The organism is Roseicyclus marinus, assembly GCF_036322625.1.
In the GTDB taxonomy this organism is placed as follows: domain Bacteria; phylum Pseudomonadota; class Alphaproteobacteria; order Rhodobacterales; family Rhodobacteraceae; genus Roseicyclus; species Roseicyclus marinus_A.
The window spans coordinates 1,648,900-1,675,864 of the sequence record NZ_AP027266.1; the positions used below are offsets into that span (position 1 = coordinate 1,648,900).

Below are 26,965 nucleotides of genomic sequence, written 5' to 3' on the forward strand. Positions count from 1 at the left end.
CGACAGATTGCGTCGGGGGCGCATCAATCGGCGGGGGCTGCTTCACCCTGCGCCGCACGCAGCTGTTCGAACAAGGCCATGGCGACGCTGTTGCGCGCCTCCAGCGCCTCGAAACCGGCGGTGAACCCGCTCAAGGACGCTTCCAGTTGCACCACCTGATCGGGGGCGGGCAGGGGAACCAGTGCCACGAAGGCTTCGCCGCCTGCGCGGAATGCATCGAGGTTTGCTTCCGTCAGGCCCAGCCGCGCGAAACAGCCGATCGGCTGGCAAAAGGCAAAGGGAAATTCGGACCAGTTGCCGTCATCCACCCGCAACCGCAGGCCCGGCGTCAACAGCGTGTCGAGCGGGGTCACGATCGTGGCACCTGCCACGACCTGTCCTTCATCGGGCAGATCGAAAATGTTGAACTCCGCCACCGCGCCGCCATTGTTGTCCAAGAGCAGCTGGTACATCTGGCAAGGCTCGGGTTGGCCTTCCTCTGCGCGGATGCAGCGGACTTCCCAATCGCCATGGGTTTCGGCCACATAGGTCTGTCCGATCTCGACCACCTCCTGACCGACGGGCAAGCCATCCTCCACCGCGGGTTCGGTGGTCTGCGCCAGTCCGGCCACCGGCAGCACGGCCACGAGGGCTGCCATCATGATCGTGTTGGAACGTCTCTGAATTGACATGCGACTTCGTCCTTTCGCCTCGTCAAGGGTCTGGTGCTGTCGCTACCATGCCCGCGCCGAAGTGTCAGGGGCAATTTCCCGCGATGACCCGTCAATCGGCGATCATGGGCCACAGATCGGCGCCCGCGCGCCACTGCGTCCGACAGCCGCCCAAAAAGCGAAAGGGCCCGAAAAACCGGACCCTTTGCAGTTTTTTTTTCTCTCCCTGTCGGACTGGCCGACTTTCTGAGGCGGACGCTATGACAGACGGTCGCATCCGTCAACAGGGCAATCGGACCGGGCCGGACCTTTTTTCGCCATTACTTGTCCGACGCGTCATTGCCCGATGCCTGGGCCATGCAAAGGCACGTCTTGGCTCTGGCGCGGCGGGGGCAAGACTGTATTCTCGGCACCGCGCAGGCAGTAACGAGGACACGGGGGAACGCGGCATGGACGAGAGCATCTTCATCGGTGGCGGTGGCGAAGGCTACGGCACATCCCAACATCTGCTCCTCAAATACGCCAATCGCCACGGGCTCATCGCGGGTGCGACGGGGACCGGCAAGACGGTCACGCTCCAGATCCTTGCCGAAGGATTTTCGGCCATGGGCGTGCCGGTCTTCCTGTCGGATGTGAAGGGCGACCTGGCCGGGCTCGCGCAGGCGGGCAGTGCTGCGGGCAAGCTGCACGAGGCCTTCCTGGCGCGCGCCCAGACCATCGGCTTCACCGATTTCGCCTATGGCGCCTGTCCCGTCACCTTCTGGGATCTTTACGGGCAAAAGGGGCATCCGGTGCGCACCACCGTGACCGAGATGGGGCCGCTCCTGCTCTCGCGTCTCCTCGAACTGACCGAGGCTCAGGAGGGCGTGCTCAACATCGCCTTCCGCGTGGCCGACGAAGAGGGCATGGCGCTACTGGATCTCAAGGATCTTCAGGCGCTTCTGACCTTCGTGGGCGAGGCGCGGGCGGATCTGGGCCTGCGCTATGGCAATATCGCGCCGGCCTCCATCGGCGCGATCCAACGGCGGCTTCTGGTGCTCGAGGGGCAGGGGGGCGACAGGCTCTTCGGGGAACCGGCCCTCGATCTGTCCGACCTGTTTTTGACCGACGAAACCGGCGCGGGACGGATCAACATCCTTGCCGCCGACAAGCTGATGGCCTCCCCCCGGCTTTACGCGACCTTCCTGCTCTGGCTCTTGTCGGAGCTGTTCGAGGAACTTCCCGAGGTGGGCGATCCCGACAAGCCCAAGCTCGTCTTCTTCTTCGACGAGGCGCATCTGTTGTTCGACGATGCGCCCAAGGCGCTGGTCGACAAGGTCGAACAGGTCGCGCGGCTGATCCGGTCCAAGGGTGTGGGCGTCTATTTCGTGACCCAGAATCCTGCGGACGTGCCCGAGGACATTCTCGGCCAGCTTGGCAACCGTGTGCAGCATGCGCTGCGCGCCTATACCGCCAAGGACCGGCAAGATCTCAAGCAAGCCGCCCAGAACTACCGCGACAATCCCCGCTTCGACATCGAGGATGCGATCCGCGAGGTCGGCACGGGCGAGGCCGTGACCTCCCTGCTTGAACGCAAGGGGGTTCCCGGTGTGGCCGAACGCACCCTGATCCGTCCGCCATCCTCCCATCTCGGGCCGATACCGGATGCCACCCGCGCGGCGCTGATCGGCATGTCCCCCCTAGCGGGCAAGTATGACACGGCCATCGACCGCGAAAGCGCCTTTGAGATCCTGCAAGCGCGTGCTGCCAAGGCGGCCGAGGAAGCCGCAGCATCAGCCGAACCAGATACCGCGCCCGCCGCCGACACCCCCCGCGAATTCAATGCCGCCCGACGTTACAGCGGCAGCCGCGTGGGCAGCGCCCCGTCGACGAAACCCGCAGGCCGCAGCCGATCCTCCTCCTCGCGGTCCGACAGCGTGGGAGAGGCTTTCGCCAAAAGCTTCGCCCGCCAGCTCGGCACCCAATCAGGACGTGCGCTTGTCCGGGGCGTACTCGGCGGCTTGTTCCGCAGCCGCTGACCCATTCTCTGTTTTACAAATATCCTGGGGGTTTGGGGGCAAAGCCCCCAAGCTTGCCCTACGGATCAGGTGTCGGGCCGGATCAGGCCCAGACCGCGCAGGTAGATGCCGATCCCGGCCTCAAGAAGATCCTCGGGCGAAAAGGGCGATTGCGCGCCGGGACGCCCGCGCGCGAACAATTCCACCACCCCGTGGCTCATCGCCCAGATATGGGCGGAAAACATCGCAGGCGGCGGGCGCTTTTCGGGCGGGATATGTTCGGACAAGGCTTCGGCGGCGCGTTCCAGAACCGCCCGTGACCGTCCTGCCGCCGCCGCCAGTTCCGGCGTCGCATTCACCGCCGTCCCGCTTTCGAACATCGCCATGTAATGGCCGGGATACTTGCGCGCAAAGGCAAGGTAGGCCCGCCCCGTCGCCTCGAACGCCGCCAGGGCCGATGGCTGCCCCCCTGCATAGGCATGATCCATCAGATCGGCAAAGATCTCGTGCCCCTGCCGCGCGCATTCCGCGATCAGCTGGTCCCGCCCTTCGAAATGGCGGTAAACGGCGGCAGGCGTCACGCCGGCGGTCTTTGCGGCCTCGGACAGGGTAAAGCCTGTGGGCCCCATATCCTCGATCAGCTGCAAGGCGGCATCGACCAAGGCCTGCTTGAGATTGCCGTGATGATAGCCGCGTTTGACCATGCGCTCAGGCCGCCCCGATGGGCGTGTGATCGGTCCAGATCTCAGGCCCGCCGCAGATCAAGGGGTCCGCTGCGCCCACAACGCCCTCATCCTTGCCGGGATACTCCATCCCCTGAAGGATGGTCCGGATCACGGCCAGCCGCGCACGGCGCTTGTCATCGGACCGGATCACCGTCCAGGGCGCATGGGCAGCATGGCTGCGCTCCAGCGTGTCGCGGATGGCGGTGGAATAGGCCTCCCACTTTCCCAGGCCCTGCACGTCGATCCAGCTCAGCTTCCATTGCTTCAGCGGATCGCCTTCGCGGTCGAGAAACCGGCGCAGCTGTTCGGCGCGGCCCACGTTGAGCCAGATCTTGATCAAGCGGATACCGTCGCCGACCATCATGCGTTCAAAGTCCGGCAATTGCTGGAAAAACGTCTCGCGCTGCTCGGGCGTGCAAAAGCCGAAGACATGCTCCACGACACCGCGATTGTACCATGACCGGTCAAAGAGCCGGATCTCGCCCCCCGCAGGCAGATGGGCGATGTAGCGCTGGAAATACCATTGCGCGGCCTCGCGCTCGGTGGGTTTGGACAGGGCCACGATGCCCGCCACCCTTGGGTTGAGGTTGGCTGCGACCTGCGAAATGCATCCCCCCTTTCCCGCCGCATCTCGCCCTTCGAACACGACGGCCACGCGCTGGCCCGTGTCGCGCACCCAGGCGTGCCATTTCACCAGTTCGATCTGCAACGCCACCAGGGCATCCTCGTAGTCGTCCTTGTCCATGCGCGTGCGGTAGGGAAAGGACGGGCTCAGCACGCTGTCCTTCTTGGCGGTTCGGATGGCGTGGCGCACATCCTCGGGGGCCTCGTTCTCGAAATACGCGGTTATGTCGCCGACAAAGGGAACGCTCATGCACGACCTGCCTTTACCCGAAATGTTATGGTCTTTGACATTAGGGGCTTGGCCGGTTCAATTCAATCCGGCACGCCGGGTCGCGCGGTCGATGGCGTCCACCACGGTTTGCGGCTCCGCGTGATGCGGGGAATGTCCGACCCCCTCCATCACTACGAGGTTTGACCCTGCGATCTGACGCGACAAAGGTTCGGAATGGATGGTGAGCCATACGGTCGTATCAGCATCCCCGTGCAGGATTTCCACGGGCAGGGTGAGTGCGGCGTAATCGGGAACCATGGCGGTGATTTCCTCCAGCACGCTTGCCCGCTGCAACGCATTCTCGCGCAGGGCGCGGCGTTGCAGGGTCAGGCCAGCCCCGATGTAATCGGCATATCCCTCCGGCGTGGGTTGGGGCGCAAAGATCTGGGCGATCGTATCGGTCACGACCCGGTCTGGCACCCATGCGGTCAGGATCGGCACGGCGAAGATCTGCCCCAGCGGATGCGACAGAACCCGGTAATAGGTCGACAGCGGCGTATCCCAGGGGTTGGAGGCCGCAGCCAGCAAGATCAGCCCCGCCGCCCGGTCCGGATGGCGCGTGGCCCATGCCAGCGCGACAGCACCCCCATAGGAATGGCCCAGAACCAGCGGGCGCTCCACCCCAAGCGCACCCACTGCCCGCACCAGGATATCGGCCTGCTCGAAAATCGTGGCCCCGTCACGGTCCAGCCGATCCGAATGGCCCAATCCGGGCCGGTCCACGACCGTGACCCGGTAGCGGTCCGACAGACGCACGACCAGATCCATGGTGAAATCGCGCATGTTGCCGCTTGCACCATGGATCAGGACGATGTCGGGCCCTTGCCCCACCTGCAACAGGTGCAGCCGCACACCGTCTATGGTCACGAATTGACCAAGGGGCGGGTGGCTTTCGAGCGCCCGGGCCTCGTGGCGGGCCGCCTTCCACAGGGTCACGCCCCAGAAGATCAGGACGATCCCGGCAAGGATCAGGGCGAGCTTCATGTCCGCCAATCGGTGACGCGCTGCCCGATCTCGGCCATGTCGAAGGGGGTGGTCTGATACACTTCGGACACCCAATTGCCGTAGAGCAGATGGGCATGGCTGCGCCACCGGTTGAGCGGCGCGCGCGTCGGATCGTTTTCGGGATAGTAATTGACCGGCACGTTGATCGCGGTGCCTGCAGCGACATCGCGGTCATATTCCTGTTTCAGCGTGTCGCTGTCATATTCGAAATGGTTGAAGATATAGAGCGCGCGATGCGCCCGATCCTCGACCAGGCAGGGGCCCACCTCGTCCGAGGCCAGAAGCGTCACAAGCCCCGGCACAGCGTCGATCTCGGGCTGTTTCATCTCGGTCCAGCGGCTGACGGGGATGATGAAATCATCCGAAAACCCCCGCAGATAGGGCGATGCCGGCTCGCGCACCTTGTGGCGGAAACAGCCAAAGGCCTTGGCAGGCAGCATGTGTTTTTCGACGCCGTGGAAATGGTTGATCATCGCCATCCCACCCCAGCAGACGCCGAAGGTGGAATGGACATGGCTTTGGGTCCAGTCGAACACCTGTTTGAGCTCGTCCCAATAGGTCACCGCCTCGAAAGGCAGATGTTCGATCGGCGCGCCGGTGATGATCAGCCCATCGAATTTCTCGCCCGTTGCCGCGACCTCGGCAAAGGGGCGATAGAATTCCTCCATATGCTCGGCGGCGGTGTTGCGCGTTTCGTGATCCGTCATGCGGATCAGCGACAATTCCACCTGCAGGGGCGAGGCGCCGATCAGTCGCGCGAACTGGGTCTCGGTCTGGATCTTTTTCGGCATCAGGTTCAAGAGCCCGATCCGAAGCGGGCGGATATCCTGACGGTCGGCCGCCTGTTGCCCCATGACCTGAACCCCCTCGCGGCGGAGGATGGAAAAGGCGGGGAGCGTGGAGGGCAGCTTGATCGGCATCGGTCCGGACTTTGTCCTTTGCGGGAAGGACAGACTTAGGCGGGCTGGGCACGCCTGCCAAGGGCTGCGGCGACCATGGCGGTGGCGTCTTGGGCATCGCGCACGGCCTCCACCTCGGCGGCGGTCACGGTGATGCCCCAGTTCCGCGCCATCGCGGCATAAAGCGGCGCGCGATGCGCCATGGCCCGGCGATAGGCAAACCGGATGAAGGCGTTGGGATCGGCCGTTTCTGCCGTCACACCCTGTTCGTCCAGCCATCCCTGCCAGAGCGGCAGCAGGAATTCCGGCTTGTAATACATGGGCTTGGGATCACGCTCGAAGCGGCGGATCAATTCCTCGGTATGGCTTTCGGGACCCTCGATCCAGACCATCAGGCAATGGGCCTGCAACGTGCGCAGCACCTCGTCATTGGGGTCTTCGGGATCGACCACCTCGCAGATCGAGCCGCCGGTATCGGCCACGAAATGCGGATAGCCATAGAGATCGCGGGCCCGATGGATGAAATTCGGCGTGTCGAGAAGCGCGTTGATCTCGGCCCGCCGATGCAGCGCCTGCCGCCGCATGTATTCGTCAAAGGGCAAGCCGCCCTTGGCCGCATCGCCCGGCTTGCCCAGGTAGGTCGAGAGAGGCGCAAGATTGCCGAAACTGATGTTGGAGGCGATGTAGATCGAATCCGATTTCAACAGCTCGGCCAAGAGCGGCACCTGCATCGCCTCGCGCTTGAGGTTGTCGTTGATGTGCTCGCCCATATAGGCCGTGCCGATACGGTAATCGATCGAGTAATGGTACCAGCCGCCCGCGGACCTGAGCAGGCTTGCGAGCCGCGTCTTGCCAAGCCCCGACATGCCGAAAACGGCAAGGCTCTTGTCCGGGGCATCGGTCCAGGCGGCGGGGCTGTCGTAGAGAAGCGGCATGGGAAATGTCCGGGCGTTGAGGGCTGCGTTTGCGTGATAGCGCAGCAGGCGGGTGTGTGAAAGGGCAGGGTAGGGTGCGCCTTCAGGCGCACCTTTGCCCATGGTGCGCCTTGAGGCGCACCCTACGGGATAAGCCGCGTGATCCCGATATTGCCCGCCCGCGCAAGCTCGGGGTCCAGCGACATGGGGATATATTCCCCCCGCCGCCACAATTCGCCCAGATCGTCGTAATGGCGTGACAGCGGATTGCCCGACTGCCCGGTGGCGATGACAAAGACCGAGCTGTCGGGATCGGCGAAGTCATAGACGCCCCGGTATCCCGCCGAATGGGTGTTGAGGAACGGATCGGGCATCGTGCCCGGTGTCGCCGCCCGGTTCAGCGTGAAATCCCCGCCACTCGTGGATTGCCGGATGTTCACGATCCACGAAAACAGGCGCGTATTGCCCAGAACCGGGTGATCGTGGCGCGCTTCATGCGCCGTGCCCCAGCGCCAACTCTCGATATCCGACCCGTAGCGGTCTTCCAGCCATTGCAGCGCGTCATCCAGCGCCAGCCGCGCGATATCGGTGCAGGTTTCCACCGCCGTTGACGGCACCACGTCGCACCACCGGCTCGCGCCCCCGATGTCGCGAAAGACCCGCTCGATGAAGATCGGCTCGAAGGACAGGAATTCCTCGGCCAGGGGGCCGATATCGTCACGGATCAGGCGTTGCTGCAACTCGCGCATCCACGCGGCATAGATCAGCGGCTCGGGCAGATGTTCGTTCATCTCCCCGTTCCAATCCGCCAAGAGCGACAAGGCCCGTTGGCGGCGTCTTTCCGGGGTGCCGGGGGGCGCGGTTTCATCGACGAACCACAGGTCACGCGCCACAAGCGGCAAGATGTTGCGCGCCGCAGCCGACACGGTGTCGAGCTGGGCCTCGATGAAACTGTCGCGCGTATGGACCTCGCGCGCCTCCATCAGGCGGGTCAGCCGCGTGATGCGCTGCGTGTCGCCCCAGTGAAACGACACATGCAGCGGGAAATCGCGGTCGACCATCTTGTTGTTGGTATTGCCCAGGATGCCGCTTTCGGGATCGACGAAACGGGGATTGGCGAAATACTGGGTCACGCCCTGCCAGCGGTTGTCCTCGATCCAGCCGGGGCTGGGCATGCGCGCCTGTGTCTGGTGGGCGGTCATGCGCCAGGGCATGTGGCCGATCACCTGCATCGCGATCCGCCCGTCGGCGCTGGCCAGCATCAGGTTCTGGGCGGGTGCGACGAAATCCTCGCCCGCCTCCAGACCTTCCTCGATCGTGCCGGCCCGCATCAGCCGCATCCCCGTCTGGATCGAGGTGTTTTCCTCGGTCAGGGCGGTCCAGGCCATGCTCATCACGTGGCCGGGCGGCGTGACGGTGGCGAAATCGTAATGCGAGCCGGGGATGACCGGTCCGTTCTCGGTCCAACGGCGGGTTATGGTGACGGGCGTTCCATCGGCGACCTCGATCACCCGGCGATCGGTCCGGAACGCGGCCCATCCGTCGGGCGTGCGATATTGCTCGGTATTCGCCGGGTTCACTTCTTCGATGTAGAGATCGATATCATCGAGATAGGCCGAGGTGATGCCCCAGGCCAGACGGTCGTTGCGCCCTGCCAGAACCACGGGCATGCCCGGGATCGTGGCCCCGATGACGCCCCCCGTCTCAAGCTCCAGCCGCGCAAGATACCAGATCGTCGGCGCGCTCAACCCCAGATGCGGATCATTGGCCAAAAGCGCCCCGGATGCGGCCGCGCGTTCCGGCGTCGCGGCCCAGACGTTGGAGGCACCCGCCCGCCCGCGTCCCAGCACATGGGGGTGCAGCGGATGGCGCGGGCCGGTCTGACCTTGGGCAAAGCGGGGCAGGGTCGCATCGAACAGGTCGCGGTATGCCGCCAGCTCCGCGGTGCCTTCGCCCGGCGCATCCGGCATCAGGTCGCGCAGGCCGCCCGGGTCCTCCAAGGCGAGCGACAGGCGCGCGCGCAACACCTCTTCCTCGTGATGACCGGCCAGTTGCAGGGCCATCATGAAACTGACCGCGACGCTGTCGGCGGGACGCCAGGGTGCGATTTCAGGCGTGAACAAGAACAATTCCGGCGCGCCCCGCCCCAGCGCCTCGGACCCGATGAGGCGCAACCAGGCATTCACACCATCCGAATAGGCCTGAAGCTCGGCCACGATATCGGGATCGAGCGCATCGACAGAGGCCGTCGCCAAGGCATAGACATCAAGCCTGCGCAGCAGATCGTCGATCTGCAACGTGGCACTGCCGAACAGCTCCGACAAACGCCCCTGCGCCGTCCGCCTGAGCATGAGCATCTGCCACAACCGGTCCTGGGCATGGGCAAAGCCAAGCCCGTAGAACAAATCGGCATCCGTCTCCCCGAAGATATGGGGCACGGCCGCCGTATCGCGCACGATTTCGACCGGACGGGTGATCCCGTCGACCGGCCATTCCGCGTCGTAATCGGGAATGGACCGCGACCCGATCCACCATGCCGACAAGACGACAGCCACCGTCAACGCGATGGCGGCTGTCACCAGTCGGACAAGCCAGCGAAGGACAAGACCCATGAAACCTCTGACGCGGATGGCACGTTGACGTGGCGCGTAGCTATCCCATGGCTTGGGAAATGCAAGCCGAGGCTTGCGCCCTCAGGGGATGATGCGGGTATAGCGCGTCCCGTCCAGCGTCGCCCCGATGATCAGCCCCGCCTGGCCATAGATCACCGCGATGACCGGATCGGCGAGCGTCGTGGTATCGACCCCGAGACTGCTGCCCTGGTCGATCGCGGCATAACGCATGTCGGCCCCCACGGCCCAACCGGGCGATGTGCGGAATTCCTGCAGCGCCTCATCCGTCATGAAGAAAAGGGTATGGGCGTATTGCTGCGCCCCGATCTGCAGACCGAAGGTGCCCGAGATCGCGGAATAGTAATCGACCGTCACCCCGTTGATGCGCAAGGCGCCGCGCCCGTAGGACCCGCCGAAACCAAAGCCCGCCTCGGTGATCAGGGGCATGATCAGCATGCCGCGCGCATTCTGCGCCAGCTCGCTTGTTCCGGGCACTTCGCGGAACATGAATTCCTGCGCCGCATTGGCGCGGGCATCGATGCGCTGCGCACCATCCGAATTGATGCCGTTGCCGCAGGCCGCCAGCAGCGGCAGCGATGCGCCGGTGATCACGAAATGACGACGGGTCAGATTGCTCATGGGGTTTGCCTCTTGCCGTTTGCCTCTGGACAGCGGGTCGTTGTGATGCCCGCGACGTTTCCCGAAGGATACGCCGCACGGGCCTGTCTGTCACTTGCAAAACCACAAGCCATGGCGGCAAACCGCCGATAACCCCCTATCCGTTGAGGATGCGCGCCACACGCGGCGCGAAATAGGTCAGCACCCCGTCGCAGCCCGCGCGGCGGAAGGACATCAGGCTTTCGAGCATCACCTTGTCACCCGCGATCCAGCCATTGGTCGCCGCCGCCTCGATCATCGCGTATTCGCCGCTCACCTGATAGGCAAAGGTCGGCGCGCCGAAACGGTCCTTAACCTCGCGCACCATGTCGAGATAGGGCAGGCCGGGCTTGACCATGACCATATCCGCGCCCTCGTTCAGGTCGCGTTCCACGCAGGCCAGCGCCGCCAGCCGGTTGGCCGGATCGATCTGATAGGTGAACTTGTCGCCCTTGAGCGCGCCCGACGCGCCCACCGCATCGCGGAACGGACCGTAAAAGGCGCTGGCGAATTTCGCGGCATAGGACATGATCGTGACGTTCTGGTGCCCCTCGGCCTCCAGCGCCTTTCGGATCGCGCCGATCCGTCCGTCCATCATGTCCGACGGTCCAAGGATATCGGCGCCTGCCTCCGCCTGCGCCAGCGCCATCTTGACCAAGGCCTCGACGGTTTCGTCATTCACGATCACACCGTCGCGCACGATCCCGTCATGGCCGTTGATGTTGTAGGGGTCGAGCGCGATATCGGTCATGATCGCGATCTCGATGCCCGCGTCCCGGATCGCGCGGATCGCGCGGTTGGACAGGTTGTCGGGGTTCCATGCCTCCTCGCAGCGCTCCGTCTTGAGGCTGGCATCGGTATAGGGAAACAGGCAGATCGCCGGAATGCCGAGCGAGGCCGCCTCGCGCGCGGCTTCCACGATCTTGTCGACCGAACGCCGCACGACGCCCGGCATGGAGTGAATGGGTTCCTCGATCCCGTCGCCGTCGCGCACGAAAACCGGCCAGATCAGATCGTTCACGCTCAACTCGTTCTCACGCACCAGGTTGCGCAGCTGCAGGCTGGCGCGAAGACGGCGATGGCGCGTGACGGGGAAGGGGGCCTGGGGCATCGACGGGACCTTTCTTGATCGGCTGTTCCAAATCGGTGACATGCCCCCCGCCCGAGGGCAAGGGCGCAGGATGTCCTCCCATCGCGTCTTTCGGCAGGGCTGGCATCCGTCAAGGCCTGTGCATATGGTGCCGCTCGCAATCGCAATGCAGGATCGGCAGGCGCAGTGGATTTCCTCGACCTTGTCACTCAGGTCATCGACCTCAGGTCGTTCTCCAACCTGTGGTACTGGATGGTGCTGGCCATCTTGTGGTCGACCCTGTCGCATTGGGTGCTCGGCATTCCCCATGACATGATCCAACGGGCGCGGCGCGGCGATGAGGAAAGCCTGCATGACCTGCGCATCCTTGCCGAGATCCACAGCCGTCGCGTCCGGAAACTGGCCGATCTCTCGGGGGTTCTCATGGTCGCGGCCTCTGCCTTCGTTCTCAGCGCACTGGCGGTTCTGGGCTGGGTCTACGGGATCGAGTTCTGCCAGGCGATCTTGCTGTTGATCCTGCCGCTCCTGCTTGTCACCGCCTTGTCGATCCATACCGCCCACAGCCTGATCGAAACTGGCTTCGAGAACCTGCCCAACCGCCTGCGACAGCACCGGCTGATGGTGCAGGGCATGGGGGTGATCTTCATCTTCCTCACCGCGTTCTGGGGCATGTACGTCAACCTGTCGGTCAGCCGCCTGTATTGACCGCGTCGCATCGCGGTCGAGACACGGCTTGACACCGTCCCCCGGCGGCGTAGGTCACGCGGCCATGACCCAAGCGCCCAGCCACATCCTCGCCTCCGGCACGCCCGAAGGGTTCGACGCCACCATGGTCTTGCGCGAACTGGCGCAGGGCGGCGGCGCGCCCGTGCTGCATATCGCCCGCGATGACAAGCGCATGGCGGCCATGGCGCGCGCTTTGGCCTTTTTCGATCCGACCGTCCCGGTCCTGATGTTTCCGGGCTGGGATTGCCTGCCCTATGACCGCGTATCCCCCAACCCCGAGATATCGGCCGCGCGGATGGCGACGCTTGCCGCCCTTGCCGGCGGGTTGTCGGGGGCCTTTGTCGTCCTGACCACGCTCAATGCCGCAACCCAATACCTGCCCCCGCGCGATCTTTTGCGCGCCTCGGCCTTCGTGGCGACGGTCGGTGGCCGCATCGATGAGGGCGCGCTCAAGGATTTCCTTGTGCGCATGGGCTTTTCGCAGACGCCGACCGTCACCGAACCGGGCGATTACGCGGTGCGCGGCGGCATCATCGATGTCTGGCCGCCGGGCGAAAGCGGCCCTGTGCGGCTTGATCTGTTCGGTGATGTCCTCGACGGCGCGCGGCGGTTCGACCCGGCCACGCAACGCACCACCGAAAAGCTGGAACGGGTGGAGCTTGCGCCCGTGTCCGAGGTCGTTCTGGACGAGGCCGCGATCACGCGGTTCCGGCAGAATTACCGCATCGAATTCGGCGCGGCGGGCACCGACGATCCGCTCTACGAAGCCGTCAGCGCAGGGCGCAAGCATCAGGGCGTCGAACATTGGCTGCCCTTCTTTCACGAAAGGCTCGAGACGCTCTTCGACTACCTTCCAAAGGCGCGGATCACGCTTGACGACCAGACTACGCCGCAACGGCTGGCGCGCTGGGAAACCATTTCCGATCAATATGATACGCGCAAGACTGCCCTGACCCAGAAGGGGCGTCTGGATACGGTCTACAAACCGGTTCCACCGGGTCTTCTGTATCTCGACGATGCGGCATGGACCAAGGCGGTGGCGGGCCATCGCGTCGTGCAATTCGCGCCGATCCCGGCCGCACCGGGCCCCGGCATCATCGATGCGGGCGGGCGTGTGGGGCGCAATTTCGCGCCCGAGCGTCAAAATGAATCCTTGAGCCTTTTCGGGGCTTTGGCGGATCATGTTCAAGCTTTGCGCAAAGACAGCGCCGTCATCATCGCCTCCTGGTCCGAAGGGGCGCGGGAACGCCTGCACGGGCTTTTGCAAGATCAGGGTTTGAGCGATGCGAAACTTGTCGCCGATGCCCGCGCACTTGGCCCGAAAGGCAGCCTGAACCTTGTCGTCTGGCCGCTGGAGGAAGGGTTCACCGGCGCGGGCCTTGCCGTCATCTCGGAACAGGATGTTCTGGGCGACCGGCTTATCCGCCCGAAAAGAAAGACGAAACGGGCCGAAAACTACCTGACCGAGGCGCAATCTCTGAGCCCCGGCGATCTGGTCGTGCATGTCGATCACGGGGTCGGGCGCTACAAGGGGCTCGAGACCGTCACGGCCATGGGCGCGCCCCATGAATGCCTGCTCTTGGAATATGCGGGCGGGGATCGCCTGTATCTTCCTGTTGAAAACATTGAACTTCTCAGCCGCTATGGCCATGACGAAGGGCTTTTGGACAAGCTCGGCGGCGGCGCGTGGCAGGCCAAGAAGGCGCGGCTCAAGGAACGGATCCGGCAGATCGCGGACAAGCTGATCCGCATTGCCGCCGAACGCCTGCTGCGCAAAGCCCCCATCCTCGAGCCGCCCGGCGACATGTGGGAGGCGTTCTGCGCGCGCTTCCCCTACGAGGAAACCGACGACCAGCTGGCGGCGATTTCCGATGTATTGGAAGACCTTGAGGCCGGTCGCCCGATGGATCGGCTTGTCGTGGGCGATGTCGGTTTCGGCAAGACCGAAGTGGCGATGCGCGCGGCATTTGTCGCGGCGGCCCAAGGCCTGCAGGTGGCGGTGATCGCGCCCACGACGCTTCTGGCGCGCCAGCATGCCAAGACTTTTGCCGATAGATTCCGGGGGTTTCCGGTCAATGTCCGGCAGTTGAGCCGCTTTGTCAGCCAGAAAGAGGCGAGCGAGACCAAGAAGGGCATGGCGGATGGCACGGTCGATATCGTGATCGGCACCCATGCGCTGCTCGCCAAGGGGATCAGGTTCCAGAACCTTGGGTTGATGATCGTCGACGAAGAACAAAGGTTCGGCGTCAACCACAAGGAAAGATTGAAGGAAATGCGCTCGGACGTGCATGTCCTGACGCTGTCGGCCACGCCCATTCCGCGCACGCTGCAAATGTCGCTTTCGGGTGTGCGCGACCTGTCGATGATCGGCACGCCGCCTGTCGACCGGCTTGCGATCCGGACCTATGTCAGCGAATTCGACGCTGTCACCATCCGCGAGGCGCTGCTGCGAGAGCATTACCGGGGCGGCCAAAGCTTCTACGTCGTGCCCCGGATCGAGGATCTGCCTGAAATCGAAGCATTTTTGCGCGATCAGGTGCCCGAGGTCAGCTTTGTCGTGGCGCATGGCCAGATGGCGGCGGGCGAGCTGGATGACCGGATGGTGGCCTTTTACGACGGGAAATACGACGTGCTGCTGGCCACGACCATCGTGGAAAGCGGCATCGACATTCCGACCGCCAATACCATGGTCATCCACCGCGCGGACATGTTCGGGCTGGCGCAGCTCTACCAGATCCGGGGGCGCGTGGGCCGTGCAAAAACAAGGGCTTACGCCTATCTGACGACCAAGCCGCGGCAGAAACTGACGCCTGCGGCGGAAAAGCGACTGCGGGTTCTGGGAAGTCTCGACTCGCTTGGGGCGGGGTTCACCATCGCGTCCCAGGACCTCGATATCCGCGGCGCGGGCAATATCGTGGGCGAGGAGCAATCGGGGCATGTGAAGGAGGTGGGGTTCGAGCTCTACCAATCCATGCTGGAGGAGGCGATCACGCGCATCCGGTCGGGCGAGGACGAGGGGTTGCCGGGGGATGGCGGGCAATGGTCGCCGCAGATCAACCTGGGCGTTCCTGTCTTGATTCCAGAGACTTACGTGCCGGACCTCGATGTGCGGCTGGGGCTTTACCGGCGTTTGTCGCAGCTGGAGACCAAGGTGGATCTCGAAGGCTTCGCCGCCGAACTGATCGACCGGTTCGGGACTTTGCCCAAGGAAGTCAACACCTTGCTGCTCGTTGTTCGCATCAAGGCGATGTGCAAGCGCGCCCATATCGCGCGGCTGGATGCGGGACCGAAGGGTGCCACCGTCCAGTTCCACATGGATAAATTCCCCAATCCCAAGGGCTTGGTGGACTTTGTTCAAGCGGAAAAGGGCGAGGCCAAGGTCAAGGACAACAAGATCGTGGTGCGCCGCGACTGGTCGAGCGAGGCCGAGAAGATCAAGGGCGCCTTTGCCATCGCGCGCGATCTGGCGGTGCATGCGGCGGGCAAGGCGGCCTGATCGGGGCTTTGGAACCTGGTTAACGGATCTTTGGACATCTTGCCGAAAGGTTGAGATTTCGGGCCGGATGTGACCGAAAGCTTACCGGCGGGCTTGCCCGTCAATCCTTTGGCAAGACAGACCTATCCCCGGTCGCGCGGCATCCAGATCATGACCAGCGCGCCGAGCCCCGAGAGGAGCGCCGCCGCAAGGATCAGGGGCAGGGGCGTGCCGTCGAAAAACTGCCCGATGATCGCGCCGAGGATCGCCCCGCCGACGGTCGCGAGCGCCCCCATGACCGAGGCCGCCATCCCCGCGACATGGCCCAAGGGTTCGAGCGCCAGCGCGTTCAGATTGCCGATGGTGAAGCCCGCCAGCGCAAAGACGCTGCATGACCATGCGAAAAAGACCCAGAAGGCCGCCTGATCCGACAGCGCGACGGCGAGCATTGCCGCGACGGCGCCCGAGGCGAGCATCTGGAGGAAGAGCGCGCGGCGCACGAGGGGGCGCATCCCGAGGCGGACCACAAGCATGCCGTTGACGGGGGCGGCAGGGGCCGCGACGGCGGCGATGAGCGCGAACCAATAGGGAAAGCTGCCCGCGCGGTCGAAGACGGTTTCGAAAATCGGCTGGATCGAAGAGATCGTGCCGAAAAGCGTGCCGAAAACGAGGGTTTGGACCAGGATCGAGAGCTGCATCTGGCGCAAGCCAAGCGTCTCGCGCAGAGCGGCCAGAAGGGGGGCTGCCTGAAAGGGACGGCGTGCGGGGCGCGGCAGGGTTTCGGCCTGCCGGATCAGGAGCCAGCCGACCGACAGGGCGGAAAAGACGAGAAAGGCCAAAAAGATCGCGCGCCAGCCGAAGCCCCAGATGATCGCCGCCCCGATCATGGGGGCGACGGCGGGAAAGATGGTGAAGATCAGCATGGCGAAGCTGACGATCTGGGCCATCTGGCGACCGGAATAGAGGTCGCGGATGATGGCGGTGGCCACCACGCGCGGACCGGCGGCCCCAAGGCCCTGGAGGAGGCGGGCGGCCAGCAGAAGTTCGAGCGAGGGCGCGACATAGGCGAGGATCGCGCCCAGCACGTAAAGCGCCGCCCCCGCAAGGATCACGGGCTTGCGACCGAAACTGTCCGAAAGCGGCCCGGTGAAGAGCGTGCCGATGCCGAGGCCCAGAACGAAGCTGGTGAGCACCAGTTGCGCGAGATTGGGGTCATGGGGCGCAAGCGTGCCCGCGATGTCGGGGAGCGCGGGCAGCATCGCGTCGATGGAGAAGGCGACGGTGGCAAAGATCATCCCCATCAGCGCGATGAATTCGCCACGCGCAAGCCGCGGGATCGGGGCGCTCGCCTCTGTCATGCGCTGCGTCTGTGGCCGCTGCGGGGCCGTGCATATTTGGGGAAAGATGAAGCCATGGTCACGGGGTCTGATCCGAGAGCTGGGCCGTGATCTCGTCGATGACGGAGAGCCAGGTTTCGGTCGGTTGCGCGCCGGTCAGCACATGCTGGCTGTCGATGACGAAGGTGGGCACGCCGGTGACGCCGCGCGAGCGGGCATGGGCGTCGCGGGCGGCGATATCGGCGGCATCGGCATCGCCTGCGAGCAGCGTTGCGACCATGGCGCGGTCCATGCCCGCGTCCCGAGCGATATCGGCCAGCGTCTCGGGGTCGCCGATGTCGCGGCCATCGGTGAAATTGGCGCGGAAGAGCGCCAGGACCACGGGGGTTTGCCGCCCCTCGATCCCCGCCCAATGGATCAGGCGGTGGGCGTCAAGCGTGTTGGGGGTGCGGGCGATGGCATCGAGATTGAGGGTGAGGCCCGCGCCTTCGGCATGCTGGAGGACGGGGAGATAGGCCTGAACCGCCCGATCCTTGCCGCCGAATTTCGCCTCGAGATAGGCGCGGCGGTCCATGCCGCCCGGCGGCATGTCGGGGTTGAGCTGGAACGGGTGCCATTCGATGGCGAAAGGGTGGTCCGGCCGCGCCTCGAGCGCGCGGGCGAGGTTCGTCCAGCCGATGTAGCACCAGGGGCAGATCGGGTCGGAGAGAATGTCGAGTTTGATCATGTCCAGTCCTTCAGAAGCTGGCGCAGCGCGCGGCGGTCGAGCTTGCCATTGGGCGAGCGGGGCAGGGCGGGGAGCGCGATATAGAGGCGGGGTTGCTTGTAGGGGGCGAGGCGGGCCTGTGCCAGCGCGCGCAAGGCATCCTCGGTCGCGGTGCCGCTATGGGCGAGCGCGATGATCTCGGTCTCGGCCTTGATCGTGACGGGGCTGGCGGCGCAATCGGTCAGACCCGGCGCGCCCTGAAAGGCGGCTTCGACCTCGAGCGGCGAGATGCGAAAGCCGCCGGTGGTCATCAGGTCGTCGCGTCGCCCGTGGTAGCGGAGCGCGCCACAGGGATCTTGCGACACGAGATCGCCGGTGAGAAACCAGTCGCCCGTGAGCGGCAGGTCGGTGCCGGAGGGGCCGATATAGCCCAGCATCAGGCCCGGATCGTCCCGGTGGATGGCGAGGATGCCGGTTTCGCCCGTGGGGACCATCGCCCCCTCGGGCGTCAGGATCGCGATGCGGCGGCCCGGCTGGGCATAGCCCAGCGTGTCGGCAGGCGCGGGGCGGGCGGGGCTGCCCGAGATGAAGGTGGAGCATTCGGACATGCCGAGCGCCTCATGGATCGGGGTGCCGGTGGCCGATTGCCAGCGGGCGCGCAGGGTTTCGGGCAGCTTCTCGCCCGCTGCGAGCGCATGGCGCAGCTTGGGGAGCGATAGGGGCGCATCGGCGGCCAGGAGCTTGCGGAAGATGCCGGGCACAGAAGCGAAAATCGTCGCGTCATGGCGTTTGAGCAGGAGCGGCAGGGTTTCGGGCGAGGTTCCCGGCGCGGGGATGAGGGCGGTCGCGCCGATGGACCAGGGATCGAGCAGGCCCGTGCCGAGCGTGAAGGTCCAGTTGAAGGCCCCGGCATGGAGCACCCGGTCGGATGGCGTCAGCCCATACCAGCCGTCCCACATCATGCGGCGGGCATGGAGCGCGCGATGGGCATGGGCGACGGGTTTGGGGCTGCCCGAGGAACCGGAGGTGAAGACGACATAGGCGAGCCTGTCGGGATCGCCCATGGCGTAAGGGGCAGGCGTCTGATCCATGAGCGCCGAAAGCCCCGTCAGGACGGGGCAGGGCGGCGCTTCGGGCAGGGTGATCCCCGGCGCGGCAAGGATTGCGCGCGGCGCGATGAGGGGCATCAGCCGGTCGAGTTCGGGCGGGGTCAGGCCCTCGGCCGTGGGGATGGGCACGAGGCCTGCGGCGATGGCGCCCAGAAAGGCCACGGGGAATTCGGGCGTGTTGCCGAGCCGCAGGAGCATGCGGTCACCCGGTGCGAAGCCCTCGGCCAGAAGCGCGCCGGCCAGGCCCAGAACGGCGCGTTCGAGGCGCGCAAAGCTCCAGCGGTCGGCGCGGGCGGGGCCAAGCACGGCCAGCGCGATCTTGTCGGGCGTGGCGCGGCCTGCGGCCAGCACGTCTTGGGCCAGGTTGTAGGGGCTGGGGCAGGATTGCATGGCAAGGGGATTACGCCCGGCACGGAGCCGTTGCAAGGCGCGCGGGGCGGGGCTAGAGCATCGGACCATGAAGGATGAACCGAGCCTGATCCGTCTTGCCCGTGAAAGCGGGGAGGACAGCCCGCCGCAACCCGTCGACCTTGGCCAGCGGGTGCGCGACCTGCGCCGTGCGCGCGACTGGACGCTGGAACAGGCGGCAAGCCAGGCTGGGCTGGCGCGATCGACGCTGTCCAAGATCGAGAACGGGCAGATGTCGCCCACCTACGAGGCGCTCAAGAAACTGGCGCAGGGCCTGGGGATCACGGTGCCGCAGCTTTTCACGCCGCCCACCGATCCGAAGGTGAACGGGCGCATGGCCGTGACGCGGCAGGGCGAGGGGCAGGCCCATGCGACCGCGACCTATGAACACGAGCTTTTGGCCGGCAGCCTGACGCGCAAGGCGATGCTGCCCTATCGCGCGCGCATCAGGGCGCGCAGTTTCGAGGAATTCGACGGCTGGGTGCGCCATGACGGCGAGGAATTTCTCTATGTGCTGACCGGGGTCGTGCGGCTGATGACCGAGTTTTACGCGCCCGTGGACCTCAAGCGGGGCGAGAGCGCCTATTACGACGCCTCGATGGGGCATAACGTGATCTCGCTTTCGGAAGATGATGCGGTGATCTTGTGGGTGACATCGCTGTGATGGGGTGACACGCTAACGGTTGTGTCTTTCGTCGAAGCTGCTACTATGGTCTGCAGAAAACCAACAAACAGACGAGCAGTGTCGTGAAACATATTCTTGCCGCAACCTGTGTTGCGTTTTGTGCCGCATCGCCCGCGCTGGCGGACGGGACCTTCATGCTCGGGGGCACCCTGACCTTCGGAGCGAACCAGCAGCCCAATTTCGGCGTCTCGGCCCGGTTCCTGGAAAACAACCAGGTCGATGAAAGCACGCTGGGCGCAGGTGTCACCTATTATGTCGCCACGCAGGAAATCGGGGTCGATGTCTTTGCGGGCTATATTTTCGACAGCATGGTCTTTGGCCTTGGCTATGACCTCGTGCAGAGCTCGCCTGTCATGAGCCTCGGGATCGCCGATACCGACTGAGGTCGGGGCGCGTCAGCCAAACATCCGGGCCAGATCGACGCTGCCGGTTTTGCCGATGGCGTCGACATGGTCGCGCAAAAAGCCGTCGGCGGCGGCGCGACCGGCCTCATGGAGCTGGTGCAGGACGGCGGGCACCGGCACGATCTTGGTTGCGACCGACAATTGCCGCATCAGCGCATCGTCCGAGACCATGTGGACGCGCACCCGTTTCATCCGACCCTCTTCCATCCGGCCCTCCTCGATCAGGCGCTGCACGAAGGCGATGGCGCGCAAGTCGCGCAGGAGCGAGGCGTTGAAACTGATCTCGTTGATCCGGTTCTGGATCGCGCGGGCGCTGGTCGGGATCTCGTCGCGCCAGAGCGGGTTGATGTTCACCACCACGATATCGTCGGGCAGATCGGGCGCGAAGAGTGGGAACAGCGCCGGGTTGCCGGTATAGCCGCCGTCCCAATAGGCCTCGGTCCGGCCGGTGGCGGGATCCTCGATCTCGACGGCGCGAAAGAGCGTGGGCAGGCAGGCCGAGGCCATGAGCGAGAGCGGCGTGATCTCGGCCCCTTGAAAGACGCGGATCTTGCCGCTGCGGACATTGGTGGCGCAGATGGCAAGCACGGGGCCGCTGCCTGCGCAGACCTTGTCATAGTGAAAGCGCGTGACGATCCGTTCGAGCGGGTTGGTGTAGAACGGGCCCGTGGCATAGGGGCTGATCATGCGCCCGATGCTGTCGGCGATGGCGAAGGGAAGCGAGGCCTCGATCGCGGCGCTGATCGCATCGGGGGCGGCGGCGGCCAGCCAGGGCGCGAGGGCCGGATCGGTGATCGCGCCCACCTGTTCCCAGAGCCAGTGCAAATTGTCTTGTGCCGCCGCCCGGCTTCCCTGCACGAGGCCCGCCTTGACCGCCGACCCGTTCAGCGCGCCGGCCGATGTGCCCGACATGCCCGCGATCTCGATCCCCGGCTCGTCCAGCAGGCGGTCCAGCGCCCCCCAGGTAAAGGCCCCATGCGCGCCGCCGCCTTGCAGGGCCAGGTTGATCCGCTTCGTCGCCATCGCCCGCCCTCAGCTTCTCTGTTTCAAAAATATCCCGGGGGAGGCGCGGCCCCTTGGGGCCGTGCCGGGGGCAGAGCCCCCTCTATCGAACCTCGATCACAGCGCGGTCCAACCGCCGTCGACGCTGATCGTCGTGCCGGTGATCTGGGCGGCGGCATCAGAGCACAGGAACACGGCGGTGCCGCCCAATTGCTCGACCGTGGCGAAATCCTTGGACGGCTGGCGGGCCAGCATGACCTCGCGGACCACGGTGTCGCGGTCCATGTTGTGGGTTTTCATCTGGTCGGGGATCTGCGCCTCGACCAGCGGGGTCAGGACATAGCCGGGGCAGATCGCATTGGCGGTGATCGATTGGCCCGCGCATTCGAGCGCCGTCACCTTGGTCAGGCCGACGATGCCATGCTTGGCGGCGACATAGGCGGATTTGTAGGGGCTCGCCGTAAGCCCATGGGCGGAGGCGATGTTGATCACGCGGCCCCAGCCCGCATCCCGCATCAGGGGCAGGGCGGCTGCCGTGGTGTGGAAGGCGGAGGACAGGTTGATCGCGATGATCGCATCCCATTTCTCGACCGGGAAGGTATCGATGCCCGCCACATGCTGGATGCCCGCATTGTTCACGAGGATGTCGCAGGCGCCCGCCTGTTCGATCAGGGCGCGGCAGTCGGCACCCTTGGACATGTCGGCCTTGATGTAGCGCGCGGTGACGCCGCAGGTGCTGGCGATTTCGGCGGCCAGCGCGTGATCGTCCTTGGTGTCGGTGAAGGAATTCAGGACAATATCGGCCCCCGCCTTGGCCAGTTCGCGCGCGATGCCGAGCCCGATGCCGGAATTGGACCCGGTGATGATGGCGGTCTTGCCGGAGAGATCGGTGGTGATGGCCATGGTGCTCTTCCCTGATTGCGTCTCGGGCCGCAGCCTATTGCTGCAACTGCGAGATGAACAGGGGCGGGGGTGCTGGAGCGCCCAAGAAAAAAACGCCGGCACGAGGCCGGCGTTAAGTTATTGAGGCAGGTTTCATACAGGCAAGAAACCTATCGAGCAGTGATCTCTGTATAAGCAATGGCTTGGCCCTTGTCCAACCGAAAATCCGCGCGAAGGGTTTGTAATGGTCAGGCCGCAGGGCTAGCCTTGGACCAGTTTCGCTTGATCGGACGAGGATTGTTTGCAGATGCACAGGAATTGTTTCCCGCGCGCCCAGGCCGCGGTGGTGGCTTTTGGGCTGGCCGTGGCGCTGGCCGGGGCAGGTATCGCGCAGCCGACGCATGGGATCGCAATGTATGGGGAGCCGGCGCTCGGTCCCGATTTCACGCATCTGCCCTATGCCAATCCCGATGCACCCACGGGCGGGCGCGTGGTGACGGGCGAGGTGGGCAGTTTCGACAGCCTCAATCCGCATATCCGGGCGGGGTCGGTGCCGTGGCAATTGCGGCTTCTGGCCTACGAATCGCTGCTGGGCCGGTCCTGGGACGAGCCCTTCACGCTCTACGGGCTGCTCGCCGAATCGGTGGAGGTGGCCCCCGACCATTCCTGGGTCGAATTTACCCTGCGCCCGGAGGCGCGGTTTTCCGATGGCAGCCCCGTCACGGTCGCCGATGTGATCTGGTCGATGGAGACGCTGGGCACCGTGGGCCATCCCCGTTACCTTGGCACATGGAGCCGGGTGTCGGGGATCGAGGCCACGGGCGAGCGTTCGGTCCGCATCAGTTTCGCCGAACCCGACCGGGAGTTGGCGATGATCATGGGCCTGCGCCCGATCCTGCAGGCCGCGCAATGGGAGGGGCGGGATTTCACGCAATCGGGGCTTGATGTCATCCCCATCGCTTCTGCGCCCTATGTCGTGTCCGATTTCGAGGCGGGCCGGTTCGTGACGCTGACGCGCAACCCCGATTACTGGGGGGCCGATCTGCCGTTCCGGCGGGGCACCAACGTGATCGACGAGGTGCGGATGGAGTTTTTCGCCGACGGCACCGCGATGACGGAGGCCTTTACCGCGGGGCTGTTGTCGATGATGCGCGAAACCTCGGCGCAGGCCTGGGCCAATAATTACGATTTCCCGCGCGTGCAGTCGGGCGAGGTGGTTCTGTCGGAGGTGCCGCATCAGCGGCCATCGGGGATGACGGGGTTCGTGATGAACACGCGGCAGGCGGCTTTTGCCGATTGGCGGGTGCGCGAGGCGATGATCCGGGCCTTTCCGGCGGAATTCATCAACCAGACGCTGAACGGGGGCGTCGATCCGCGCATCACCTCCTATTTCGCCAATTCGGTGCTGGCGATGGAGGCGGGGCCTGCGGCGGGGCGGGTGGCAGACTTCCTGGAACCCTTTGCGGGGGATTTGCTGCCCGGCGCGCTGGAGGGCTACGAGATGCCCGTGTCCGACGGGACAGAACGCAACCGCGCGGGGATCGCTGCGGCCATCGAGCTGTTGGAACAGGCGGGCTACAGGGTCGAGAACGGGGTGATGACGACGCCCGAGGGCGCGCCCTTTACCTTCGACATCCTGTTGCAGACCGGATCGGCCGAGAACGAGGCCATCGTGAACATCTACACCGAGGCGCTGGCGCGGCTGGGCATCGCGGTGGAGGTGTCGCGGGTCGATGCGGCGCAATTCCGGGAGCGTCGGGACAATTTCGATTTCGACATGATCTACGAGCGCTACGGCCTGTCGCTGTCGCCCGGCAACGAGCAATACAGCTATTGGGGCTGCGAGATGGTCGAAGTGACGGGATCGCGCAACCTGATGGGGGCGTGTCATCCGGCCATCGAGGCGATGATCGGGCGGATGCTGAATTCCGAAAGCCAGGAGGATTACGTGGCCGCCGTGCGGGCGCTGGACCGGGTTCTGACCTCGCAGCGCTATGTCGTGCCCTTCTGGCACAACCCGGTCAGCCGGATCGCGCATGATGCGCGGCTGCGGTTCCCCGAGACGATCCCGATCTATGGCGATTGGATCGGCTGGTCGCCCGATGTCTGGTGGGTGGAATAGGACCGCCTGTCCTGCGCTGAAAACGGCATGAAGGCGCGTCGGTTCCGGGCGGGACAGGCGCGCGCGCGCGGTTGACAAGACATCCGTCGGACAAGGCGGATGAGGCGGCGCGATGGAATACAGGACCGGCGTGGGGCTGGCGGTCGCGGCGACGATGCTTTGGTCCTGCCAGGGGCTGATCTTTCGCCAGATCGCGGTGGCCGATCCTTGGGCGATCTTGTTCTGGCGCTCGGCGGGCATGGTGCCGGTGGTTGCGGCTTTCGTTATCTGGACGGGCGGGGCAAGACGGCTGCATGCCATTGGGGCCGCAGGGGTCGTGGGGGCGCTGGGTCTGATCCTGGCCTTTGGCGGCGCGGTCTATGCGATCCAGTCGACGAGCATCGCCAATGCGGTGTTCCTGTTCTCGGCCTCCCCTTTCATCACGGCGCTGTTGGGCTGGGCCGTGCTGGGGGAACGGGTGCGGGGGCGGACCTGGGCCTCCATCGGGGTGGCGGCAGTGGGGATCGCGGTGATGGTGCAAGGCGGGCTCGACCGGGGGGCGCTGGCGGGCAACCTGGCGGCGCTGATCTCGGCCAGTGGATTTGCTGTCTTTACCGTCACGCTGCGGCGGGCGGGATTGGCCGATCCGATGCCCATCGTGCTGTTGGGGGGTATCTTCAGCCTGATCGCGGGCGCGGTGATGGCGGGGGCGGCGGGCGCTTCGTTGATCGTGCCGGTGGCTGATCTTGGCTGGTCGCTGTTCATGGGGGCCGTGACGCTGGCGGGGGGCATGGTGCTTTACACGCTGGGCAGCCGCGTGGTGCCGGCGGCGGAATTGACGCTCATCTCGCTTCTGGAGGTGATGCTCGCGCCGCTTCTGGTCTGGCTGGTGATGGGCGAGGGGGCGAGCCGGGCCACGATGATCGGGGGTGTTTTCGTGCTGGCCGCCGTGCTGATGAACGCGACCGGACGGAGCCGCGCGGCACCGATACCCGCCTGAGCCGGATCGGGGATACGCATCCGGGCGGCCCCGAGGAGCCGCCCGGCACTCGTTACTGCCCCTATAACGTCAGAAGAAGCCGAGCTTGTTAGGGTTGTAACTTACGAGCATGTTTTTTGTCTGTTGGTAGTGGTCGAGCATCATCTTGTGGGTCTCGCGGCCGATGCCCGATTGCTTGTAGCCGCCGAAGGCCGCATGGGCGGGATAGGCGTGGTAGTTGTTGACCCAGACGCGGCCCGCCTCGATGTTGCGGCCGAAGCGGTAGGCGCGGGTCCCGTCGCGGGTCCAGACACCGGCACCAAGGCCATACATCGTGTCATTGGCGATCTGGAGCGCCTCTTCCTCGTCCTTGAAGGTCGTGACGGAGACGACGGGGCCAAAGATTTCTTCCTGGAAGACGCGCATCTTGTTGTGGCCTTTCAGGATGGTGGGCTGGATGTAGAAGCCCCCCGAGAGGTCATCGTTGAAGCGTGCCGCATCGCCGCCGACCAGAACCTCGGCCCCTTCTTCGACGCCGATGGTGAAGTAGGACATGATCTTGTCGAATTGCTGCTGGCTGGCCTGTGCGCCGACCATGGTGGCCATGTCGCGGGGATCGCCCTGCTGGATGGCTTTCACCCGCGCGATGCAGCGCGAGATGAATTCCTCGTAGATGTCTTCCTGGATCAGCGCGCGGGAGGGGCAGGTGCAGACCTCGCCCTGGTTGAAGGCGAAGAGGACGAAACCTTCGACCGCCTTGTCGAGGAAGGCGTCATCCTGGGCCATCACGTCGGAGAAGAAGATGTTGGGCGATTTGCCACCCAGTTCCAGCGTGACGGGGATGAGGTTGACGGTCGCGGCCTCCATGATCTTGCGGCCCGTGGCGGTGGAGCCGGTGAAGGCGATCTTGGCGATCCGGGTGGAGCGGGCCAGAGCGTCGCCCGCCTCGGCCCCGGTGCCGTTGACGATGTTGAGGACACCGGCGGGCAGAAGATCGGCGACAAGCTCGGCCAGAACCATGATCGCGGCGGGCGTCTGTTCGGCGGGTTTCATCACGATGCAATTGCCGGCCGCCAGCGCGGGCGCGAGTTTCCAGGCCGCCATCAGGATCGAGAAGTTCCACGGGATGATCTGGCCCACGACACCCAGAGGTTCGTGGAAATGATAGGCGACGGTGTCATGGTCGATCTCGGACATCGTGCCTTCCTGGCTGCGCAGGACGCCCGCGAAATAGCGGAAATGGTCGACCGAGAGCGGGATATCGGCATGGGTGGTTTCGCGGATCGGCTTGCCGTTGTCCCAGGTTTCGGCCCGGGCGAGCAGGTCGAGGTTCGCCTCGAGCCGGTCGGCGATCTTGAGCAGGATGTTGGAGCGTTCGGCGGCGCTGGTCTTGCCCCAGGCGTCTTTCGCGGCATGGGCGGCGTCGAGGGCCAGTTCCACATCGGCCTTGTCGGAGCGGGCGACCTGACACACGACCTCACCGGTGATGGGGGTGATGTTGTCCATGTAGCGCCCGTTCACCGGGGCGACGAAGCGGCCACCAATGAAATTGTCATAGCGGGTCTTGAAGGGCGACACTTGCGTGCTCGCGATCTGGGTCATCTCGTTCATTGGGTCTTCTCCTCCTGAAGCGGCGGTGCCCTCCGCACCGCGCTGGAGAGGGCATGACGGAGGCTTTCGGGCCTGTCAGGAGGGGGGAAGCGGGGG

General features: G+C 65.0%; 22 protein-coding genes. 7 read left to right on the plus strand and 15 right to left on the minus strand.

Annotated features, from left to right (window positions below; genetic code table 11):
- Nucleotides 1-23 precede the first annotated feature (23 nt).
- Nucleotides 24-671, minus strand: a complete 648-nt coding sequence (locus AABA51_RS07925; protein ID WP_338276215.1) for an invasion associated locus B family protein — start codon at nt 669-671, stop codon at nt 24-26.
- A gap of 428 nt (nt 672-1,099) precedes the next feature.
- Here AABA51_RS07925 and AABA51_RS07930 point away from each other — a divergent pair, with 428 nt between their 5' ends.
- Nucleotides 1,100-2,668 carry a helicase HerA-like domain-containing protein gene (locus tag AABA51_RS07930; RefSeq protein ID WP_338276217.1) on the plus strand — a complete coding sequence of 523 codons (1,569 nt, stop codon included), beginning with the start codon at nt 1,100-1,102 and terminating at the stop codon, nt 2,666-2,668.
- A gap of 65 nt (nt 2,669-2,733) precedes the next feature.
- Here AABA51_RS07930 and AABA51_RS07935 read toward each other — a convergent pair whose 3' ends face one another.
- The 8 genes from AABA51_RS07935 to hemB all read right to left on the minus strand — a co-directional run bounded on the left by AABA51_RS07935 (nt 2,734) and on the right by hemB (nt 11,465).
- Nucleotides 2,734-3,351 (minus strand): TetR/AcrR family transcriptional regulator, encoded by a 618-nt coding sequence (locus AABA51_RS07935; RefSeq protein WP_338276219.1) that lies wholly within the window; start codon nt 3,349-3,351, stop codon nt 2,734-2,736.
- A gap of 4 nt (nt 3,352-3,355) precedes the next feature.
- Nucleotides 3,356-4,246 carry a polyphosphate kinase 2 gene (gene ppk2, locus AABA51_RS07940; RefSeq protein WP_338276221.1) on the minus strand — a complete coding sequence of 297 codons (891 nt, stop codon included), beginning with the start codon at nt 4,244-4,246 and terminating at the stop codon, nt 3,356-3,358.
- A 57-nt stretch (nt 4,247-4,303) separates the two neighbouring features.
- On the minus strand, nt 4,304-5,251 hold the full coding sequence (locus tag AABA51_RS07945) for an alpha/beta fold hydrolase (protein ID WP_338276223.1): 948 nt from the start codon (nt 5,249-5,251) through the stop codon (nt 4,304-4,306).
- Complete coding sequence (gene metA, locus AABA51_RS07950) at nt 5,248-6,192, minus strand: homoserine O-acetyltransferase MetA (protein WP_338276225.1); 945 nt, start codon at nt 6,190-6,192, stop codon at nt 5,248-5,250. The genes AABA51_RS07945 and metA overlap by 4 nt, the downstream gene beginning before the upstream one ends.
- A 35-nt stretch (nt 6,193-6,227) precedes the next feature.
- Nucleotides 6,228-7,106 carry an ATPase gene (locus AABA51_RS07955; RefSeq protein ID WP_338276226.1) on the minus strand — a complete coding sequence of 293 codons (879 nt, stop codon included), beginning with the start codon at nt 7,104-7,106 and terminating at the stop codon, nt 6,228-6,230.
- Nucleotides 7,107-7,228: 122 nt separating this feature from the next.
- Nucleotides 7,229-9,697, minus strand: coding sequence for a penicillin acylase family protein (locus AABA51_RS07960; protein ID WP_338276228.1), 2,469 nt, complete (start codon nt 9,695-9,697; stop codon nt 7,229-7,231).
- 81 nt (nt 9,698-9,778) lie between these two features.
- Nucleotides 9,779-10,336 carry a lipid-binding SYLF domain-containing protein gene (locus AABA51_RS07965; RefSeq protein WP_338276230.1) on the minus strand — a complete coding sequence of 186 codons (558 nt, stop codon included), beginning with the start codon at nt 10,334-10,336 and terminating at the stop codon, nt 9,779-9,781.
- Nucleotides 10,337-10,472: 136 nt separating this feature from the next.
- The gene (gene hemB / locus AABA51_RS07970; RefSeq protein WP_338276232.1) at nt 10,473-11,465 is read right to left on the minus strand and encodes a porphobilinogen synthase; all 993 of its coding nucleotides are present in this window, start codon (nt 11,463-11,465) and stop codon (nt 10,473-10,475) included.
- A 165-nt stretch (nt 11,466-11,630) separates the two neighbouring features.
- Between hemB and AABA51_RS07975 the strand changes: the two genes are divergently transcribed.
- Nucleotides 11,631-12,149 carry a component of SufBCD complex gene (locus AABA51_RS07975; RefSeq protein ID WP_338276234.1) on the plus strand — a complete coding sequence of 173 codons (519 nt, stop codon included), beginning with the start codon at nt 11,631-11,633 and terminating at the stop codon, nt 12,147-12,149.
- A gap of 64 nt (nt 12,150-12,213) precedes the next feature.
- Nucleotides 12,214-15,666 (plus strand): transcription-repair coupling factor, encoded by a 3,453-nt coding sequence (gene mfd, locus AABA51_RS07980; RefSeq protein WP_338276236.1) that lies wholly within the window; start codon nt 12,214-12,216, stop codon nt 15,664-15,666.
- Nucleotides 15,667-15,788: 122 nt separating this feature from the next.
- Here the strand turns inward: mfd and AABA51_RS07985 are convergent, their stop codons facing one another.
- From AABA51_RS07985 to AABA51_RS07995, 3 genes are read right to left on the minus strand one after another with little or no spacing between them, the layout of a single operon-like run.
- Nucleotides 15,789-17,003 (minus strand): MFS transporter, encoded by a 1,215-nt coding sequence (locus AABA51_RS07985; protein ID WP_338276238.1) that lies wholly within the window; start codon nt 17,001-17,003, stop codon nt 15,789-15,791.
- Nucleotides 17,004-17,061: 58 nt separating this feature from the next.
- On the minus strand, nt 17,062-17,709 hold the full coding sequence (locus tag AABA51_RS07990; RefSeq protein ID WP_338276240.1) for a DsbA family oxidoreductase: 648 nt from the start codon (nt 17,707-17,709) through the stop codon (nt 17,062-17,064).
- The gene (locus AABA51_RS07995; protein ID WP_338276241.1) at nt 17,706-19,187 is read right to left on the minus strand and encodes a class I adenylate-forming enzyme family protein; all 1,482 of its coding nucleotides are present in this window, start codon (nt 19,185-19,187) and stop codon (nt 17,706-17,708) included. The genes AABA51_RS07990 and AABA51_RS07995 overlap by 4 nt, the downstream gene beginning before the upstream one ends.
- Nucleotides 19,188-19,254: 67 nt before the next feature.
- On the opposite strand from AABA51_RS07995, the gene AABA51_RS08000 reads away from it, so the two are divergent.
- Nucleotides 19,255-19,869, plus strand: coding sequence for a helix-turn-helix domain-containing protein (locus AABA51_RS08000; RefSeq protein ID WP_338276243.1), 615 nt, complete (start codon nt 19,255-19,257; stop codon nt 19,867-19,869).
- A gap of 155 nt (nt 19,870-20,024) precedes the next feature.
- Complete coding sequence (locus AABA51_RS08005) at nt 20,025-20,273, plus strand: hypothetical protein (RefSeq protein ID WP_338276245.1); 249 nt, start codon at nt 20,025-20,027, stop codon at nt 20,271-20,273.
- A 12-nt stretch (nt 20,274-20,285) separates the two neighbouring features.
- Here AABA51_RS08005 and AABA51_RS08010 read toward each other — a convergent pair whose 3' ends face one another.
- Nucleotides 20,286-21,317, minus strand: coding sequence for a patatin-like phospholipase family protein (locus AABA51_RS08010; RefSeq protein ID WP_338276247.1), 1,032 nt, complete (start codon nt 21,315-21,317; stop codon nt 20,286-20,288).
- Between the two features lie 96 nt (nt 21,318-21,413).
- A complete protein-coding gene (locus AABA51_RS08015; protein WP_338276249.1) occupies nt 21,414-22,199 on the minus strand; it encodes a 3-hydroxybutyrate dehydrogenase in 786 nt (261 codons plus the stop codon).
- A gap of 286 nt (nt 22,200-22,485) precedes the next feature.
- On the opposite strand from AABA51_RS08015, the gene AABA51_RS08020 reads away from it, so the two are divergent.
- Both AABA51_RS08020 and AABA51_RS08025 read left to right on the plus strand, forming a co-directional pair.
- Nucleotides 22,486-24,300 (plus strand): extracellular solute-binding protein, encoded by a 1,815-nt coding sequence (locus AABA51_RS08020; protein ID WP_338276250.1) that lies wholly within the window; start codon nt 22,486-22,488, stop codon nt 24,298-24,300.
- Between the two features lie 112 nt (nt 24,301-24,412).
- Entirely contained in the window at nt 24,413-25,279 is an 867-nt protein-coding gene (locus AABA51_RS08025) for a DMT family transporter (protein ID WP_338276252.1), read from the plus strand.
- Nucleotides 25,280-25,348: 69 nt separating this feature from the next.
- Here the strand turns inward: AABA51_RS08025 and exaC are convergent, their stop codons facing one another.
- Nucleotides 25,349-26,869: an acetaldehyde dehydrogenase ExaC gene (exaC, locus tag AABA51_RS08030; RefSeq protein ID WP_338276254.1), complete on the minus strand. Its 1,521-nt coding sequence runs from the start codon at nt 26,867-26,869 to the stop codon at nt 25,349-25,351.
- Between the last annotated feature and the right edge of the window lie 96 nt (nt 26,870-26,965).